This window comes from Bacillus norwichensis (genome assembly GCF_014836955.1).
GTDB classification, from domain to species: Bacteria; Bacillota; Bacilli; order Bacillales; family Bacillaceae_C; genus Siminovitchia; species Siminovitchia norwichensis.
This window is the reverse complement of sequence record NZ_JACSPV010000001.1, coordinates 58,048-74,131: the sequence shown is the minus strand read 5'-3', so window position 1 is coordinate 74,131 and position 16,084 is coordinate 58,048. Positions and strand designations below refer to the sequence as shown.

Below are 16,084 nucleotides of genomic sequence, written 5' to 3'. Positions count from 1 at the left end.
AATGAAAGTATAACTTGTTATGGGAAATTTTATTCAAGGGAAGGTTTATCTTTCTCCAGCGACAGGATGTCGCGATCTGAGCCTGCCGACGGACAAGAAGTATTAGACGCAGAGGCCCCATGGCATAGGGACCAAATCACGCAGAAGTTTATTTTGTCAGAATGTACTCCTGCTGTACAGTTCAAGGAATCATTGTTTCCTTCGTCACAAAGCTGTCATGAAACATCAGTTTTTCACGATGTAATGAACATGAGTAGCTTTGCTGTGGTGGGTAAGGGACTTCCTCCCTCATTAAAATTCGCCTTGTGCTTGTCGCCTATGACTGCGCGCCTTTTAATTTTCTTCATTAAATCACAAAAGGCATAAACACGGTAATCGGTGTAAAATAGAAAATGAAGGTGCATGGATGAGGCGATGTCCTGTCGCATCGTTTGCGCTAGTACATCCTGTACGTCACTTGATACTACAAGAAGTGGAGGGGAGCAGTTTGGACATTCAACATCCAGAATATTTGACGGTAAAAGCTTTAACGAAATATATAAAAAGAAAATTTGATGCAGACCCTCACTTGGAGCAGGTGTATGTTAAAGGAGAAATCTCCAACTTTAAAAAACACTCAAGCGGCCACATGTATTTTACATTGAAAGATGAAGATGCACGGATTATGGCTGTTATGTTTGCTAGAAATGCTTCTGGAATGAAGTTTATCCCAGAAAACGGCATGAATGTTCTTCTTAGAGGAAGCATAAGCGTCTATGAAATGAGCGGGCAATATCAAATCTATGTTCAAGAGATGCAGCCTGATGGAATAGGTGAACTTTTTCTTGCTTTTGAACAATTGAAAGAAAAGCTTGGAAAGGAAGGACTGTTTTCGAGGGAATCTAAAAAGCCCATTCCGGCTTTTCCTAAGGTAATAGGTATCATTACTTCTCCTACAGGTGCTGCAATCCGGGATATTATCACCACGATCAAACGCAGATATCCCATGGGACAAATATTGGTTATCCCTGCCCTTGTACAAGGGAAACTTGCTTCCAAGACAATCGCCGAAGCAATACAGAAAGCAAATGCAGGTAATGTTGCCGATGTCTTAATTGTTGGACGCGGTGGGGGATCTATTGAAGAATTATGGGCGTTTAATGAAGAGGTAGTAGCAAGGGCGATCTTCGGATCACGCATTCCTGTTATTTCCGCGGTCGGTCATGAGACAGATGTGACGATTGCAGACTTTGTTGCCGATCTTAGAGCCGCAACTCCTACAGCAGCAGCGGAATTGGCAGTTCCTCATATCGAAGATCTCTTAGAACAGCTTTTGCAGCGGAAAGCCCGGCTTTATCAAGCCATGGGAGCCATCATCAAAACAAGGCGAAATCAATTGAATTATATGGAGCAGTCTTACATACTGAGAAACCCCCATAAGCTGTACGAGCAAAAATGGGAGCAGCTTGACAGAATGAAAGAAACCCTTCAAACAGCACATAACCATATTATTGTTCAGAAAAAAAACCGTTATGCAGAACTGAGCAGCCGGCTTGCAAGAAGTCATCCCTCTGCACTGGTGGAAATGAATAAAGAACGGGCTGAACGAGCTGAAAAAAGACTCCAGCAGGAAGTGCATGCGGTCATTAAATCGAAAATTACCGAATTTATGGGGAAAACGGCTACACTTGACGCTCTGAACCCTTTAAGTATACTTCGTAGAGGCTTTAACGTGGCACATACAGAAGAGGGAAAGCTCATAAAAAGTGTCCACCAGGGGGAAATCGGGGATAAATTGGTGCTGACTCTTGTAGATGGAAAACTGAATTGTACAATCGATAATAAAGAAGAAGGTGCAAAAGAATGAGCGGGAAACTGACTTTTGAGGAAGCTCTAGAGCAGCTTGAAGTAATCATAAAAAGGTTGGAAGAAGGAGATATCCCATTGGAAGAAGCACTTGAAATATATCAAAAAGGGATGGAACTTTCCAAAACCTGTCATGATAAGTTAAAATATGCTGAGGAAAAGTTGACGAAGGTTTTAACAGAAAACGGTGAAGAAGAGTTCCAAGTTAGTGAGGAGGATCAAGCTTGACGGATATTTTGAATGACTTCATGGAAAGACACAAGGAAATTTTAAACAAGGAACTAGAGGAGTGTATCTCTCGGCTTGATGCTCCGTCTATATTGAAGGACGCAATGGCATATTCTCTTGAAGCTGGAGGAAAAAGAATCAGGCCTCTTCTGCTTTTTGCTGTACTGGACTCCTTTGGGAAAAAGTCGGAGGCTGGATTGGCAACGTCTGTTGCTCTGGAAATGATTCATACTTATTCATTGGTCCATGATGATCTCCCAAGTATGGATAATGATGATCTCAGAAGGGGTAAACCAACAAATCATAAAGTGTTTGGTGAAGCAATGGCCATTTTAGCAGGGGATGGGCTCCTTACATACAGCTTTCAGTTAATCGCCGACGATCAACATTTACTGGCTGGTCAAAAAGCTGAACTGCTCAGCTTGCTGTCTAAGTGTGCAGGTCCGGAAGGGATGGTCGCAGGTCAGGTTGCCGATATGGAAGGCGAGAATAAAGAACTGGGAATCAGTGAACTTGAATATATCCATATTCATAAAACTGGTAAGCTTCTAACATTCAGTGTTCTTGCGGGAGCTATTATAGGCGGCGCCGACAGCCGGCAGTTGGACTTCTTTAAACAATTTTCACATCATTTAGGTTTGAGCTTCCAAATCAGCGATGACATCCTGGATGTGACAGGCGATGAAGAAGTGATGGGAAAACCAGTAGGAAGTGACACTGGTAGACATAAAAGCACATATCCGTCCGTTCTTACACTTGAAGGTGCGAAGGAGCATCTTTTCTTCCACATTAAAGAGGCAAAAAAAGCACTTGACCAAACACATGTAAATACTGCAATCCTTAGTCAAATCACTGATCTAATAGCTGAACGCACCCATTAATACTAATGTTTGTATTAGAACACCTGTTATGGTATAATTTTTTGCAGATTATCGGATGGTGCAGTATTCTAGTCGGTCTACCGGTTCTGAAGGTGAGCCTAAAAATTCACTAAAGGGCACATCGATGAAGTTCCTTGTTTCGGCTTGAGGAGCCTAGCCTTGGGTTGGAGCTGGGAGTAAAGGTATAAGGGCGATCCGCAAAGGCATGTGGGCGTAGCCCCTTTTACCGTGGAGGCTTCGCTATGTTCGGCTAGCTTAAATGCATTGCGCGAAAGTGAAGTATAGACCTGCAACGTGATGAAGGGCATCACTAGCAGCGTAGCCTGCCTTGAGTGAAGCTTGAGGGGATTATGGTTATAAGAAAACAGTTCGGTTGGCCATCGTGCTGATTTCTTCAGTCCATATGAAATCAGTTTTGCAAAAGAGGCTAGGAACTAGGTTAAAGGCTGTTGAGGAAATCTCCTAGACTGTTCCAAGGGACATATGAAGGGGATTAGAGTACGGACTAAGTGGCAATCCAGTCTGGCATTTGGTGACAATGCCAAGATGGGTTTAAAGGGAAACCGCCGTTATGGCGACATGCGGTACCTATCTGGGAAAACCTACTGGACCTAAGCCGTAATTTTTACTCTTCTTATGACCATCCAAGCTAATGAAGAAGAACGGTGAATGAACGTTTATTATGAATGAATTGATAAAAAATTCCATAAAATGGAGTATTAGCATTGCCGTTATCACTTTCGTGTTAGCGGCTATTTTTTCAATTGCTTCCAATGGTATACTGATTGGAGTATCGTGGACCTATGGTCTTCTTGTTGTACTGTTTATTGTATTAATTGGGATCTTTTTTGATATGATTGGGATTGCTGCAGCTGCCGCAAATGAAACTCCATTCCATTCGATGGCTTCAAGAAAGATATACGGCGCTAAACATTCCATACGTATTGTAAGGAATGCCGACCGTGTCGCAAGCTTTTGCAATGATGTAATAGGGGATATATCCGGCATCATCAGCGGGACGGCTGCTGCGCTCGTTGTCATCCAAATAGCCCAAAGTGCTGGTCTATCCAGTGCTTCTCCAGCCGAATATGCAATAAACGTTGGACTGACAAGCCTTATTGCAGCATTGACATTAGGCGGAAAAGCGCTTGGCAAATCTTTTGCCATTTCGCACTCACGGGATATAATATTTCGTGTGGGAAAGTTGATGCAATTTCTTGAAGAGAGATTTCATCTTTCAATCATTAAAGACAATAAGAAGAAAAAAACGAAGCAAAAAAACAAGAAACGAAAGTGAGTGATCCTTTTGGATCTCATGTCAATTAAAGATCCTTCTTTTCTTAAAGGTCTGAACAAAGAACAATTGGAGGAATTGAGCTCCGACATTAGACATTTCCTTATAGAAACCTTGTCAAAAACCGGCGGACATATCGGTCCGAATTTGGGAGTGGTCGAGCTGACCATTGCCCTTCATAGATGCTTTGACAGCCCAAAAGATAAGATTATCTGGGATGTTGGCCACCAATCTTATGTTCATAAAATTCTAACGGGAAGGGCCAGCCAATTCGATACTTTACGCCAATATCAAGGATTATGCGGATTTCCAAAGATGTCGGAAAGCGAGCATGATGTATGGGAAACGGGTCATAGCTCAACTTCCTTGTCCGCTGCTATGGGGATGGCCATCGCGAGAGATGTAAAAAAAGAAAATAGCTATGTGATTCCTGTCATTGGTGATGGAGCGCTTACCGGTGGAATGGCTTTGGAGGCCTTGAACCATATTGGACATGAACAAAAAGATATGATTGTTGTACTGAATGACAATGAAATGTCGATTGCGCCTAACGTAGGGGCATTGCACAATGTCCTTGGAAGGCTTCGGACAGCCGGAAAATATAAATGGGCGAAGGAAGAATTAGATTATTTATTGAAGAAGATTCCTGCTGTTGGCGGGAAGCTGGCTGCTACGGCAGAAAAAGTAAAGGACAGCTTGAAATATATGCTTGTATCTGGCATATTTTTTGAAGAGCTTGGCTTTACTTATCTTGGACCTGTCGATGGACACGACTATGATGCTTTATTTGAAAACCTAGCCTATGCCAAGAAAACAAAAGGCCCTGTCCTCCTACATGTTATTACAAAAAAAGGGAAGGGATACAGCCCAGCCGAGCACGATAAAATCGGTAACTGGCATGGAACAGGCCAGTATAAAATTGATACAGGGGACTTTATTAAACCTGTTAATACTCCTCCAGCATGGAGCGCTCTGGTAAGTGAAACTGTCAGGAAGCTTGCTAGGGAGGATGAGCGGATTGTAGCCATTACCCCAGCTATGCCAGTCGGTTCAAAGCTTGAAGGCTTTGCTTCTGAATTTCCAGACAGGATGTTTGATGTAGGGATAGCAGAACAGCACGCTGCAACCATGGCCGCTGGATTAGCTACACAAAAAATGAAGCCTTTTTTGGCTATATATTCCACTTTCTTGCAAAGAGCCTATGACCAGGTACTACATGACATAAGCAGGCAAAACCTGAACGTGTTTATTGGTGTGGACCGGGCAGGTCTTGTTGGCGCTGATGGGGAGACGCATCAGGGCGTATTCGACATAGCTTTTTTACGAAATTTGCCGAATATGGTCTTAATGATGCCTAAGGATGAAAATGAAGGCCAGCATATGGTTAACACGGCTTTGAAATATGATGATGGTCCGATTACCCTTCGTTTCCCTCGCGGCAATGGTTCTGGGGTACCAATGGATCAAGAATTGAAGCAAATTCCGATTGGATCCTGGGAAGTGTTAAGGAAGGGAAAAGATGCAGCCATTTTGACATTTGGCACGACGATTCCAATGGCACTCGAGGCAGCTAACCGTTTGGAAAAACAAGGTATATCTGTTCAGGTCGTCAATGCGCGCTTCATCAAACCAATGGATGAAGCTATGCTGCATGACATTTTTCGAGCGCATCTTCCAGTTCTTACGATTGAAGAAGCGGTTCTTCAAGGTGGGTTCGGAAGTGCTGTTTTAGAGTTTGCTCATGACAATGGTTACCAGCATGCATTTATAGATCGTTTAGGTATACCTGACCGATTTATCGAACATGGAAGTGTCAAGGAACTTCTCAATGAAATAGGAATGACTCCGGACAATATAGTGGTTAAAATAAAGTCACTTATGCCAAAAAAACAAAAAAGGGCTTGAATAGATGAAAGTAAGTAAGCAAAGACTTGATGTTTTATTAGTTGAAAGAGGATTGATTGAAACAAGGGAAAAAGCAAAGAGAGCCATTATGGCAGGTCTTGTTTTTTCTAATGAAACAAGGTTGGACAAACCTGGGGAGAAAGTGATTGCGGATATCCCGCTAAAAGTCAAAGGCAGCCAAATGCCCTATGTAAGCAGGGGCGGATTAAAGTTGGAAAAGGCCCTAAAAACGTTTAAACTCACGGTCAAAGACAAAACGCTGCTAGATATTGGGGCGTCTACAGGGGGGTTTACAGACTGCGCGCTGCAGCATGGTGCTACAATGTCCTATGCACTTGATGTAGGGTATAACCAGCTCGCATGGAAGCTGCGTCAGGATGATCGTGTGGTTGTTATGGAAAGGACAAACTTCCGATATGTGACCCCCGAAGATTTTCCAGGTAATAAACCGGATTTCGCTTCCATTGATGTTTCATTTATCTCTCTAAGGTTAATATTGCCTGTTTTAAAAACATTGCTTGTTCCGCACAGCGATGTAGTTGCTCTTATCAAACCGCAGTTTGAAGCAGGAAAAGAGCAGGTGGGAAAAAAAGGTATTGTTCGTGATCCGAAAATTCATGAAGAAGTCATACAGAAAATTAAGGACATTGCGATCAAAGAAGGCTATGAAGTCATGGACCTTTCTTTCTCGCCTATTACTGGTGGAGAAGGGAATATTGAATTTTTAATTCACTTGAAGTGGGAAGGCGGCCAGGGCTCTGGAACTGATAAGAGTCAGGTAACGGCAGCCAATGTGGTAAAAGATGCCCATGAGCATTTGAATAAAATAAACGTGGAAAAGGGGTAATCTAATCAGGATTGCCTTTTTTTCTTGAATAAATCGGCAGCAGGCTTAATAGTGATTCTCTTTACATCAACTAATAGTCGCTTGCGCCATTGTTTTGTGTTCATTATAATACTTGATAGTGAACGTATAAAAATACAATACGCTGTAAAATGAACGGGGTGGGTAATTTGAGCAAAGGACGACGGCATTTAAAAATTCGTGAAGTAATTGGAAATAAAGAAATCGAAACGCAGGATGAATTGGTGGATTACCTTAAAAATCAAGGTTTTAACGTGACACAGGCAACTGTTTCCCGGGATATTAAAGAGTTGCATCTTGTGAAGGTACCTTTGCCGGATGGCCGTTATAAATATAGTCTTCCGGCGGATCAACGTTTTAACCCGCTGCAAAAATTGAAGCGCTCGCTGACGGATTCTTTTGTCAGTATTGATAGTACGGAAAACCTTCTGGTCCTGAAAACGCTTCCTGGTAATGCGCAGGCAATTGGAGCACTGATTGATAATCTGGATTGGGACCAAATCATGGGATGTATATGTGGTGACGATACATGTCTCATCATTTGCAGAACAGGCGAAAATGCAAAAGATATCAATGAACGTTTTATTAACATGCTTTAATTAGGGGTGGAGTCTTTGCTACAGGAGTTGACGATCAGAAACTTTGCAATCATTGAGCAGATATCCATTTCATTCTCCGAGGGACTGACAGTTTTAACGGGAGAAACAGGAGCTGGAAAATCCATTATCATTGATGCGATCCATTTATTGGTAGGAGGCCGCGGTTCCGCGGAATATGTCAGGCACGGCAAGCCAAAAGCGGAGATTGAAGGTCTTTTTTTCGTTCATGATAATCATACCTGCTATGCAAAAGCTGCCGAATTGGGCATTGAAATCGAAGAGGGGATGTTGGTTCTTCGCCGTGAAATTTCAAACAGTGGAAAAAGTGTCTGTCGAATCAACGGAAAGCTTGTGACATTGACCGTTTTGAGGGATCTAGGAAGCATGCTGATTGATATCCATGGCCAGCATGAGCATCAGGAATTGATGAATGAATCCATGCACTTATTTCTGCTTGACGAATTTGGCAAGGATGAAATAGCCAAGTCACTGATTGATTACCGAAAAAAATACGCTGAACTGGTTGATGTCGAAAAGAAAATCAGCGAATTGAGTAAAAATGAACAACAGATGGCCCAAAGGCTTGATCTGTTGCAGTTTCAAGTGCAAGAGATTGAGAAAGCCGGTTTAAAGTTAAATGAAGATGAAATACTTGAGGAAGAAAGAAAGCGTTTGGTCAATTATGAAAAACTGTTTGAATCGTTGAAAGCTGGGTATGAAAATCTTCAAGAAGATCAAAAAGGGTTGGATTTTGTCGGACAAGCCATGAGTGTTCTAGAAACAGCAGCGGAAATCGACAATAATTACAAAGCCATGTTCGAATCGGTTTCAAACAGTTTTTATTTACTTGAAGATACAGCTAGGGTACTGAGAAACGAACTTGATTTATTGGAGTTTGACTCTCAAAGATTAAACGAAATTGAAATTAGGTTGAATGAAATCAATCAGCTTAAACGGAAATATGGCTTTACAGTTGAGGATATTCTTGATTATTTGGAAAAGATAAAGGAAGAAGCGGAATCAATCATTCACCGTGACAGCCGGATTGAACAGCTCCAAGAAGTACATGCTTCCCTCAGGGAGGAAGTTCTGGAGATTGGGACTCAATTAAGCAAACTTCGCAAAAAGTGGGCAGAGAAACTAAAAAGCGCTATTCAAAAGGAATTGAAAGTGTTGTATATGGATAAGACTGTTTTTGACGTTATTTTTCAAAAGCAGGACGAGAACATAAACGGATTGGATGATGTGCAATTTTACCTTTCCACTAATCCGGGAGAACCGTTGAAGCTCTTATCGAAAGTAGCGTCGGGAGGAGAATTGTCGAGAATTATGCTAGCCCTTAAAACCATTTTTTCAAAGAGGGTCACATCTGTTATCTTTGATGAAGTGGATACCGGGGTCAGCGGCAGAGTGGCTCAGGCCATGGCCGAAAAAATTCACCAAATCTCAAATTACTCGCAAGTTCTTTGTATATCACACTTGCCGCAGGTAGCGGCAATGGCTGATACACATTTGCTTATTTCGAAGAAGATCACTGAGGGAAGAACGCGGACAGCAATCAAAAACCTTGATAAAGCCGAGAAAATAAATGAAATTGGCCGCATGATAGCCGGAACTGAAATCACCACGATTACGAAAAAGCATGCCAAAGAATTGGTCGAGTTTGCCTATACATTGAAAAATAATTAAAAAGCTTGTAATCCTATCCTTCATTGGACATCTTTTTTTCACGCTCCTGGTTATAAATGCAGGCTCCTGAGGTCAAATTATAACTGTGGACTAGAAGGCGAGGAGAGTGAAAATGGACGTATGAAAGATCGACTTAGACAATTGATAGGTGGACTTCTCCTTGTTTCACTTCTTCTTCTAGGCTTTTCCAAGCCTTTTCAGCAATATGTTAATATCCCGTCAAATATTACATTGCTGGAAGGACAGGAGCAGATCATTCCTAAAGGTGCAGCCGTCTCGACAATGGCAGATTCTCCTGAGAACTTTACGTATTCGGAACAGGCAAAATCTGTTTCATTAACCGCTGAAGCTCCTGGAAAAGACGAGCTTTTTCTACAAATAGCTGGATTGCCTGTGAAAAAAGTTGATGTAAATGTCCTGAAAAACTTTAAGGTTTTCCCTGGCGGTCAATCAATCGGGGTTAGGCTTAATACCCTTGGAGTCCTTGTTGTTGGGCATCATCTAGTTTCGACAAAATCGGAGAAGGGCTCTCCAGGCGAAGATGCAGGAATTCAGGTGGGGGACATTATTACAAAAATCAACGGAAAAGAAATTAAGAAAATGGAACAGGTGGCTCCGTTTGTGGAAGATGCGGGAAAGAGCGGTAAAGCACTAGATCTGACTGTACAGCGTGAAAAAGAGAAATTTCAAACAAAGCTGCTGCCGCTGAAGGATGAAAAGGAACAAGAATATAAATTGGGTTTATATATAAGGGACTCTGCTGCCGGCATCGGTACAATGACTTTTTATGAACCAAAATCAAAAAAATACGGGGCTTTGGGTCATGTCATTTCAGATATTGACACAAAAAAGCCAATCGTTGTTGAAAATGGGCAAATTGTAAAATCGACTGTAACAGCTATTGAAAAAGGGAAAAATGGTAACCCTGGAGAAAAATTGGCTCGTTTTTCAGGAAACCGTGATGTCATTGGGAATATCACTTTAAACAGTCCTTTTGGGATTTTCGGGAAACTAAAGAAGAACATTAATAATGGGGCATTGGACAAGGAAATGCCGATTGGATTATCTCATCAGGTAAAAGAAGGGCCAGCAAAAATTTTGACGGTTGTAGAAGGAAACCAGGTAGAACCTTATGATATTGAGATTGTTAGCACCGTTCCACAAAAGTTTCCGGCAACAAAAGGAATGGTTATAAAAGTGACCGATAAACGGCTATTGAATAAAACAGGCGGAATTGTTCAAGGGATGAGTGGAAGCCCGATTATACAGGACGGAAAATTAATCGGTGCAGTCACCCATGTTTTTGTAAATGATCCGACATCCGGTTACGGAGTTCATATCGAATGGATGCTGCATGAGGCGGGCATTGATATTTATGAACACCAAAACTTGGATAAGGTCAGTTGACGGGGGCGCATTATGCGTCCTCTTTTTTATGGGAGAAAGGTGACCGCCGCAGAAGAATTTTTTTCCGTTTTGAATTCAAGTGGATGACCGCCTTGCGCTGTTACCCATGTTTTTCCAGTTTTCCTACTCTTTATTTTTTTAGAAAAAAAGAAAATTCGACAAAAATTAGTACATTTTATCAAAAAATGGCGAATTCGTCTGAAAGAATTAGCAAATTTAAGTATTATATGTATTTTTTCCTTATTTTAAAAGAATTTAAAGGAATTTACCTTCCATTGGCGTATTTGTTTGTTAGAATATAGTAAAAGCAATTTTATTCTTTTTTTATAATGGGGAGGAAGAGAATTGAATAAAATAAAAGTTGTACTTGCCGATGATAACCGTGAACTTGTCGCTCTACTAGAAGATTATATGTCAACACAATCTGATATTGAAGTGATTGGAACCGCTCACAACGGACAGGAATGTCTAAACCTATTGGAAAAGGTGGATCCGGATGTTTTAGTGCTGGATATTATTATGCCGCATTTGGACGGCCTTGGAGTTCTTGAAAGGTTGCGGAATTCCAACATCCGTTTCCCAAATGTAATCATGCTAACAGCTTTCGGCCAGGAAGATGTGACGACAAAAGCAGTGGAGCTTGGAGCTTCTTATTTCATCCTCAAGCCGTTTGACATGGAATATTTGGCTAATCACATTCGAGATGTTAGTGAAAAAGGGATGCCTTCCTTTAAAACAAGTCCGTCTGTAAAAACCCAAGAAGACAAAAAGCCTCAAAATCTTGAAGCCAGCATCACGTCGGTTATTCATGAAATCGGAGTACCTGCACATATTAAAGGATATTTATATTTACGAGAAGCTATTTCAATGGTTTATCATGATATTGAGCTTTTGGGTGCTATTACAAAGGTCCTCTACCCAGACATTGCAAAGAAGTTCAATACGACAGCAAGTCGGGTTGAAAGGGCGATCCGTCATGCTATTGAAGTCGCATGGAGCCGCGGGAATATAGATGCGATCTCTTCTCTGTTTGGCTATACGGTCAGTATGTCAAAGGCTAAACCTACAAATTCCGAATTTATTGCGATGGTGGCAGATAAGCTAAGACTAGAGCATAAAGCTTCTTAAAAAATTCATGAGTCTCTCGCTAATTCTCTATTCGCGCATATAATGCCTAAAAAGGGTATGATGTAATTAACCTACTTTAGGCGGTGAGCAGATGACATTTATTTTTGCACATCGGGGGTCTGCAGGAACTCACCCTGAAAATACGATGGAAGCCTTCATTGCAGCAGAAACAGATGGGGCAGACGGGATTGAGCTTGATGTACAACTAACAGCGGATGGAGAAGTGGTGGTGATTCATGACCTCACTGTGGACAGAACCACGAACGGGAGCGGCTATGTTAATGAGCTTACATTCAGCGAGCTCTCTAAATTGAAAGCCAACTACCATTCCCTTCACTATTTTAAAAAAAGCTGTAGGATCCCTTCCTTGCGCGAAGTATTTAAATGGCTTGAAGGAAATAATTTATTATGTAATATTGAATTGAAAAATGCGGTCAATCCTTACAGAGGTATGGAAGAAAGAGTCATAGCATTGACACGCGAGTTTTGTTTGGAAAAAAGAGTGATTATTTCTTCATTCAATCACAATTCCTTGGCCTTCTGCAGGGAAATTGAATCTGCAATTGTGACAGCTCCATTATATAACGAGGCTTTATACAAGCCTTGGGACTATGCGCTGTCTCTTGGAGCGAGTGGTATTCATCCAAAATTGAAATCAATTTCCGATCAAGAAATCGAGAATGCCATGGCTTGCGGTGTTGCTGTCAGGCCATATACAGTCAATAAAGAAAAAGATATGAAGAGATTATTTGCCATCAATTGTTCAGCAATCATTACCGATTATCCGGGGAGGGCTTGCCGACTGAGAGAGCAATATCAATAAAAAGATCTGCAAGCTTTTCGCAGATCTTTTATTTAGGTTTCATTTAGTAAGGCTCAACTTCAGATGATGCCTGTCCTGCCCCACCTCCATAAACCAGCATTGGTTCGACGTACGGGAAGTGCAGGCGAAGCGACAGGGGTGTTGCGTGCAAAGTTTGCGAGCGCCCATTGCAAGGCAGAAGTCCTTCCTGAGCGCTTGACTAATTTTGCACCGAAAAAAACAGGTGCATCAAATTTACCCCGCTGAATTGGCCTAAGGAAGAAACGGCACTTGTTGCCCCCGACGCGGGCCTATAAAACACGCTTGCGCTTTTCTTCTGCCATAGTAAAATTTAAGATGGTGCCGATTTTGCTCAAGTATGATTCTTTGGGGTCGGCAAATTTTTATCTTACCGTGCTTTTTTCTTAAAACGGTCCTGAACTTTATTTCTTTTTCGATCACGATGTAAAATAAAGCCGCCAATAAAGCCTAAGCCTATTAGAAAAAAAAGCAGACCGCCGAGAAACTGCATCCACAAATAAGGGAACGGGCGTTGTAAAATACCAAAAAGCATATCTCTCATTAATTTTATACCGTAACCCGCTAAGATGCCAGGAAGGACCAACATGATGAGTGCTATAATTCTAGCCATAGAAATCTCCTTATCAACATTATCTCAAAAAAATCATATCCTATCGGTAACATTTGTCAAGCATCGCGCTTTTCGCTACAATCAATTGTGAAAACATAAACTTTGATGCAAGGCATTTTTTTGGTGTAAAATGATGTATTTATGAATAGATGGCGAAAATAAGTTAAAATGGAGTGAGCTCTTATGAAGATATTTGAAACAATGGCCCGAAATGATTATGAGCAGCTATTGTTTTGTCAAGATGAACAATCAGGGCTAAAAGCGATTATAGCTATTCATGACACTACACTGGGACCGGCTCTCGGAGGGACAAGAATGTGGACCTATGCCGACGAGGAAGGGGCCATCAATGACGCATTGCGTCTTGCTAAAGGAATGACCTATAAAAATGCAGCTGCGGGTTTAAATCTTGGTGGCGGAAAAGCGGTCATTATCGGTGATCCGAAAAAAAACAAAAATGAAGAGATGTTCAGAGCATTCGGACGGTTTATTGAGGGGTTAAATGGACGTTACATAACAGCTGAAGATGTAGGGACAACTGTCGAGGACATGGATCTCATCTATGAAGAAACAAACTTTGTCACAGGTTCGTCTGCCTTTGGATCATCAGGAAATCCTTCACCAGTAACTGCTTATGGGTGTTTTGTAGGAATGAAAGCGGCAGTGAAGGAAGCGTTTGGCTCGGATTCAGTAGAGGGAAAAACAGTCGCTGTACAAGGTGTTGGAAACGTGGCTTTTGAGCTTTGTCGGTATTTGCATGAAGAGGGTGCCAAGCTCATTGTTACTGACATTAATAAAGAGGCGGTTAATCGTGCCGTAGAAGCCTTTGGAGCAGAACCTGTGGATCCTGAGGATATATATGGTGTAGAGGCAGATATTTTTGCCCCTTGCGCGCTAGGTGCGATCATCAATGATCAAACAATTCCACAACTGAAAGCAAAAGTGATTGCAGGATCTGCGAATAACCAGTTGAAGGAATCACGCCATGGTGACATTATTCATGACAAAGGGATTGTGTACGCTCCTGACTATGTTTTAAATGCCGGCGGCGTTATTAATGTTGCAGATGAACTTCATGGTTACAACCAAGAGCGTGCACTGAAGAAGGTTGAAACGATTTACAATAATGTTGAAAAAGTAATTAACATCTCCAAGCGTGATGAGATTCCGACATATATGGCTGCAGATCGTATGGCTGAGGAACGAATTGAAAAATTGCGTAAATCAAGAAGACAATTTTTACTTAATGATAAGCATATTCTATACAATAGAATATAATTGTTTTAGTAGTAACATGTTGAAATCCATGATTGCTCGTTATGAGAGATAGGGGGGAGACATTTATGGCCCAGGAGTATGATGTGGTAATTATTGGAGGAGGAACAGGCGGATATGTCGCTGCCATTCGTGCTTCTCAGCTTGGCTTGAAAACGGCTATAGTGGAAAATGAATCTCTTGGCGGAACTTGTTTACATAAAGGGTGTATTCCAAGCAAGGCATTACTCAGAAGTGCGGAAGTATACCAGACCATAAAGAAAAGTGAAGAGTTCGGCGTTGAAACAGAAAAGCCGATTCTGAATTTTAATAAAGTCCAGCAGAGGAAAGCGAATATTGTTGACCGGCTTCATAAAGGTGTCCAACATTTGATGAAAAAAGGTAAAATAGACGTTTATGATGGTTTTGGACGCATTTTGGGTCCTTCCATTTTTTCCCCGTTACCTGGAACTGTATCAGTGGAGATGACAGATGGCAGTGAAAATGAGATGCTGATTCCGAGAAATGTCATCATTGCAACCGGCTCACGTACAAAATCACTTCCTGGTTTAGACATTGACGGTACATATATTGTCACGTCTGATGAAGCCCTTGAAATGGAACAGCTTCCAAGTTCAATCATTATCATTGGCGGCGGGGTCATTGGGATTGAGTGGGCGTCCATGCTTGCAGATTTCGGTGTGGAAGTGACCATTCTTGAATATGCCGAGCAACTATTGCCGGCAGAAGATCAGGAAGTGTCGAATGAGTTGAAACGGCTTTTTAAAAAGAAAAATATTAACGTCATGACAAATGCGAAAGTATTGTCTGAAACACTCGTGAAGGAAAATGGAGTGGCAAAAATTTCAGCAGAAATAAATGGAGTGTCAAAAGAATTCTTCGGAGAAAAAATTCTTGTTGCCGTTGGCAGGGCGCCAAACTCCAGCAATATCGGATTACAAAATACGGATATTGAATTGGACAACGGTTATATCAAGGTTAATGAATATTACCAGACAAATGAATCCCATATATATGCGATAGGTGATGTTATCGGGGGGATGCAGCTCGCGCATACTGCTTCTCATGAGGGTATAAAGGCTGTAGAACATATTGCAGGTGAGAACCCGTCCCTCCTTCATTATGAGTATGTACCGAGGTGCATCTATAGCAATCCGGAAATCGCAAGCGTGGGTTTAACGGAAAAAGAAGCAAAAGAAAAAGGCTTTAAAGTCAAAACTGGAAAATTTTCATTCCAAGCTATTGGGAAGGCACTTGTATTCGGAGAAATCGACGGGTTTGTGAAATTTGTATCCGATGGGGAAACAAATGATATTCTCGGCGTACATATGATAGGACCGAATGTGACCGACTTGATCTCGGAAGCGGGCCTTGCACGTGTTCTTGACGCAACTCCGTGGGAAATATCACAAACCGTTCACCCTCACCCTTCTTTGAGTGAAGTGATGGGCGAAGCGGCACTTGCAGTGGACGGGCGAGCCATACATATATAATTACATGAAACTTGAATCTAT

General features: G+C 41.7%; 14 protein-coding genes. 13 read left to right on the top strand and 1 reads right to left on the bottom strand.

The features are described 5' to 3' along the window. Positions 1 to 493 precede the first annotated feature (493 nt). The 11 genes from xseA to H9631_RS00325 all read left to right on the top strand — a co-directional run bounded on the left by xseA (position 494) and on the right by H9631_RS00325 (position 12,664). The gene (gene xseA / locus H9631_RS00375; RefSeq protein WP_404801700.1) at positions 494 to 1,846 is read left to right on the top strand and encodes an exodeoxyribonuclease VII large subunit; all 1,353 of its coding nucleotides are present in this window, start codon (positions 494 to 496) and stop codon (positions 1,844 to 1,846) included. After that, positions 1,843 to 2,073 carry an exodeoxyribonuclease VII small subunit gene (locus H9631_RS00370; protein WP_191809279.1) on the top strand — a complete coding sequence of 77 codons (231 nt, stop codon included), beginning with the start codon at positions 1,843 to 1,845 and terminating at the stop codon, positions 2,071 to 2,073. Before xseA ends, H9631_RS00370 begins: the two co-directional genes overlap by 4 nt. Before the next feature lie 20 nt (positions 2,074 to 2,093). After that, complete coding sequence (locus tag H9631_RS00365; RefSeq protein WP_191809460.1) at positions 2,094 to 2,954, top strand: polyprenyl synthetase family protein; 861 nt, start codon at positions 2,094 to 2,096, stop codon at positions 2,952 to 2,954. A 682-nt stretch (positions 2,955 to 3,636) separates the two neighbouring features. Continuing rightward, complete coding sequence (locus tag H9631_RS00360) at positions 3,637 to 4,251, top strand: hypothetical protein (protein ID WP_191809278.1); 615 nt, start codon at positions 3,637 to 3,639, stop codon at positions 4,249 to 4,251. 9 nt (positions 4,252 to 4,260) lie between these two features. After that, positions 4,261 to 6,153 carry a 1-deoxy-D-xylulose-5-phosphate synthase gene (dxs, locus tag H9631_RS00355; RefSeq protein ID WP_191809277.1) on the top strand — a complete coding sequence of 631 codons (1,893 nt, stop codon included), beginning with the start codon at positions 4,261 to 4,263 and terminating at the stop codon, positions 6,151 to 6,153. Between the two features lie 4 nt (positions 6,154 to 6,157). Continuing rightward, entirely contained in the window at positions 6,158 to 7,000 is an 843-nt protein-coding gene (locus H9631_RS00350) for a TlyA family RNA methyltransferase (RefSeq protein ID WP_191809276.1), read from the top strand. Positions 7,001 to 7,167: 167 nt separating this feature from the next. Continuing rightward, the gene (ahrC, locus tag H9631_RS00345) at positions 7,168 to 7,617 is read left to right on the top strand and encodes a transcriptional regulator AhrC/ArgR (protein WP_191809275.1); all 450 of its coding nucleotides are present in this window, start codon (positions 7,168 to 7,170) and stop codon (positions 7,615 to 7,617) included. A gap of 15 nt (positions 7,618 to 7,632) precedes the next feature. After that, complete coding sequence (recN, locus tag H9631_RS00340) at positions 7,633 to 9,306, top strand: DNA repair protein RecN (RefSeq protein ID WP_191809274.1); 1,674 nt, start codon at positions 7,633 to 7,635, stop codon at positions 9,304 to 9,306. A 120-nt stretch (positions 9,307 to 9,426) separates the two neighbouring features. Continuing rightward, positions 9,427 to 10,713 carry a SpoIVB peptidase gene (gene spoIVB / locus H9631_RS00335; protein ID WP_191809273.1) on the top strand — a complete coding sequence of 429 codons (1,287 nt, stop codon included), beginning with the start codon at positions 9,427 to 9,429 and terminating at the stop codon, positions 10,711 to 10,713. Between the two features lie 345 nt (positions 10,714 to 11,058). Beyond that, positions 11,059 to 11,841, top strand: a complete 783-nt coding sequence (spo0A, locus tag H9631_RS00330; protein WP_191809272.1) for a sporulation transcription factor Spo0A — start codon at positions 11,059 to 11,061, stop codon at positions 11,839 to 11,841. Between the two features lie 91 nt (positions 11,842 to 11,932). Then, a complete protein-coding gene (locus tag H9631_RS00325) occupies positions 11,933 to 12,664 on the top strand; it encodes a glycerophosphodiester phosphodiesterase (protein ID WP_191809271.1) in 732 nt (243 codons plus the stop codon). A gap of 388 nt (positions 12,665 to 13,052) precedes the next feature. Here H9631_RS00325 and H9631_RS00320 read toward each other — a convergent pair whose 3' ends face one another. Further along, positions 13,053 to 13,295, bottom strand: coding sequence for a DUF2627 domain-containing protein (locus H9631_RS00320; RefSeq protein WP_191809270.1), 243 nt, complete (start codon positions 13,293 to 13,295; stop codon positions 13,053 to 13,055). A 183-nt stretch (positions 13,296 to 13,478) separates the two neighbouring features. Here H9631_RS00320 and H9631_RS00315 point away from each other — a divergent pair, with 183 nt between their 5' ends. Continuing rightward, positions 13,479 to 14,573, top strand: coding sequence for a Leu/Phe/Val dehydrogenase (locus H9631_RS00315; RefSeq protein ID WP_191809269.1), 1,095 nt, complete (start codon positions 13,479 to 13,481; stop codon positions 14,571 to 14,573). Positions 14,574 to 14,638: 65 nt separating this feature from the next. Further along, on the top strand, positions 14,639 to 16,063 hold the full coding sequence (gene lpdA, locus H9631_RS00310; protein WP_191809268.1) for a dihydrolipoyl dehydrogenase: 1,425 nt from the start codon (positions 14,639 to 14,641) through the stop codon (positions 16,061 to 16,063). The last annotated feature ends 21 nt before the right edge of the window (positions 16,064 to 16,084 follow it).

What these genes read in the sequence shown, in the direction of transcription:
- H9631_RS00360 (WP_191809278.1), top strand. Translation starts at nt 3,637, where the DNA reads ATGAATGAATTGATAAAAAATTCCATAAAATGGAGTATTAGCATTGCC.
- spoIVB (WP_191809273.1), top strand. Translation starts at nt 9,427, where the DNA reads ATGAAAGATCGACTTAGACAATTGATAGGTGGACTTCTCCTTGTTTCA.
- lpdA (WP_191809268.1), top strand. Translation starts at nt 14,639, where the DNA reads ATGGCCCAGGAGTATGATGTGGTAATTATTGGAGGAGGAACAGGCGGA.
- H9631_RS00370 (WP_191809279.1), top strand. Translation starts at nt 1,843, where the DNA reads ATGAGCGGGAAACTGACTTTTGAGGAAGCTCTAGAGCAGCTTGAAGTA.
- H9631_RS00350 (WP_191809276.1), top strand. Translation starts at nt 6,158, where the DNA reads ATGAAAGTAAGTAAGCAAAGACTTGATGTTTTATTAGTTGAAAGAGGA.
- H9631_RS00320 (WP_191809270.1), bottom strand. Translation starts at nt 13,295, where the DNA reads ATGGCTAGAATTATAGCACTCATCATGTTGGTCCTTCCTGGCATCTTA.
- H9631_RS00315 (WP_191809269.1), top strand. Translation starts at nt 13,479, where the DNA reads ATGAAGATATTTGAAACAATGGCCCGAAATGATTATGAGCAGCTATTG.
- H9631_RS00365 (WP_191809460.1), top strand. Translation starts at nt 2,094, where the DNA reads ATGGAAAGACACAAGGAAATTTTAAACAAGGAACTAGAGGAGTGTATC.
- H9631_RS00325 (WP_191809271.1), top strand. Translation starts at nt 11,933, where the DNA reads ATGACATTTATTTTTGCACATCGGGGGTCTGCAGGAACTCACCCTGAA.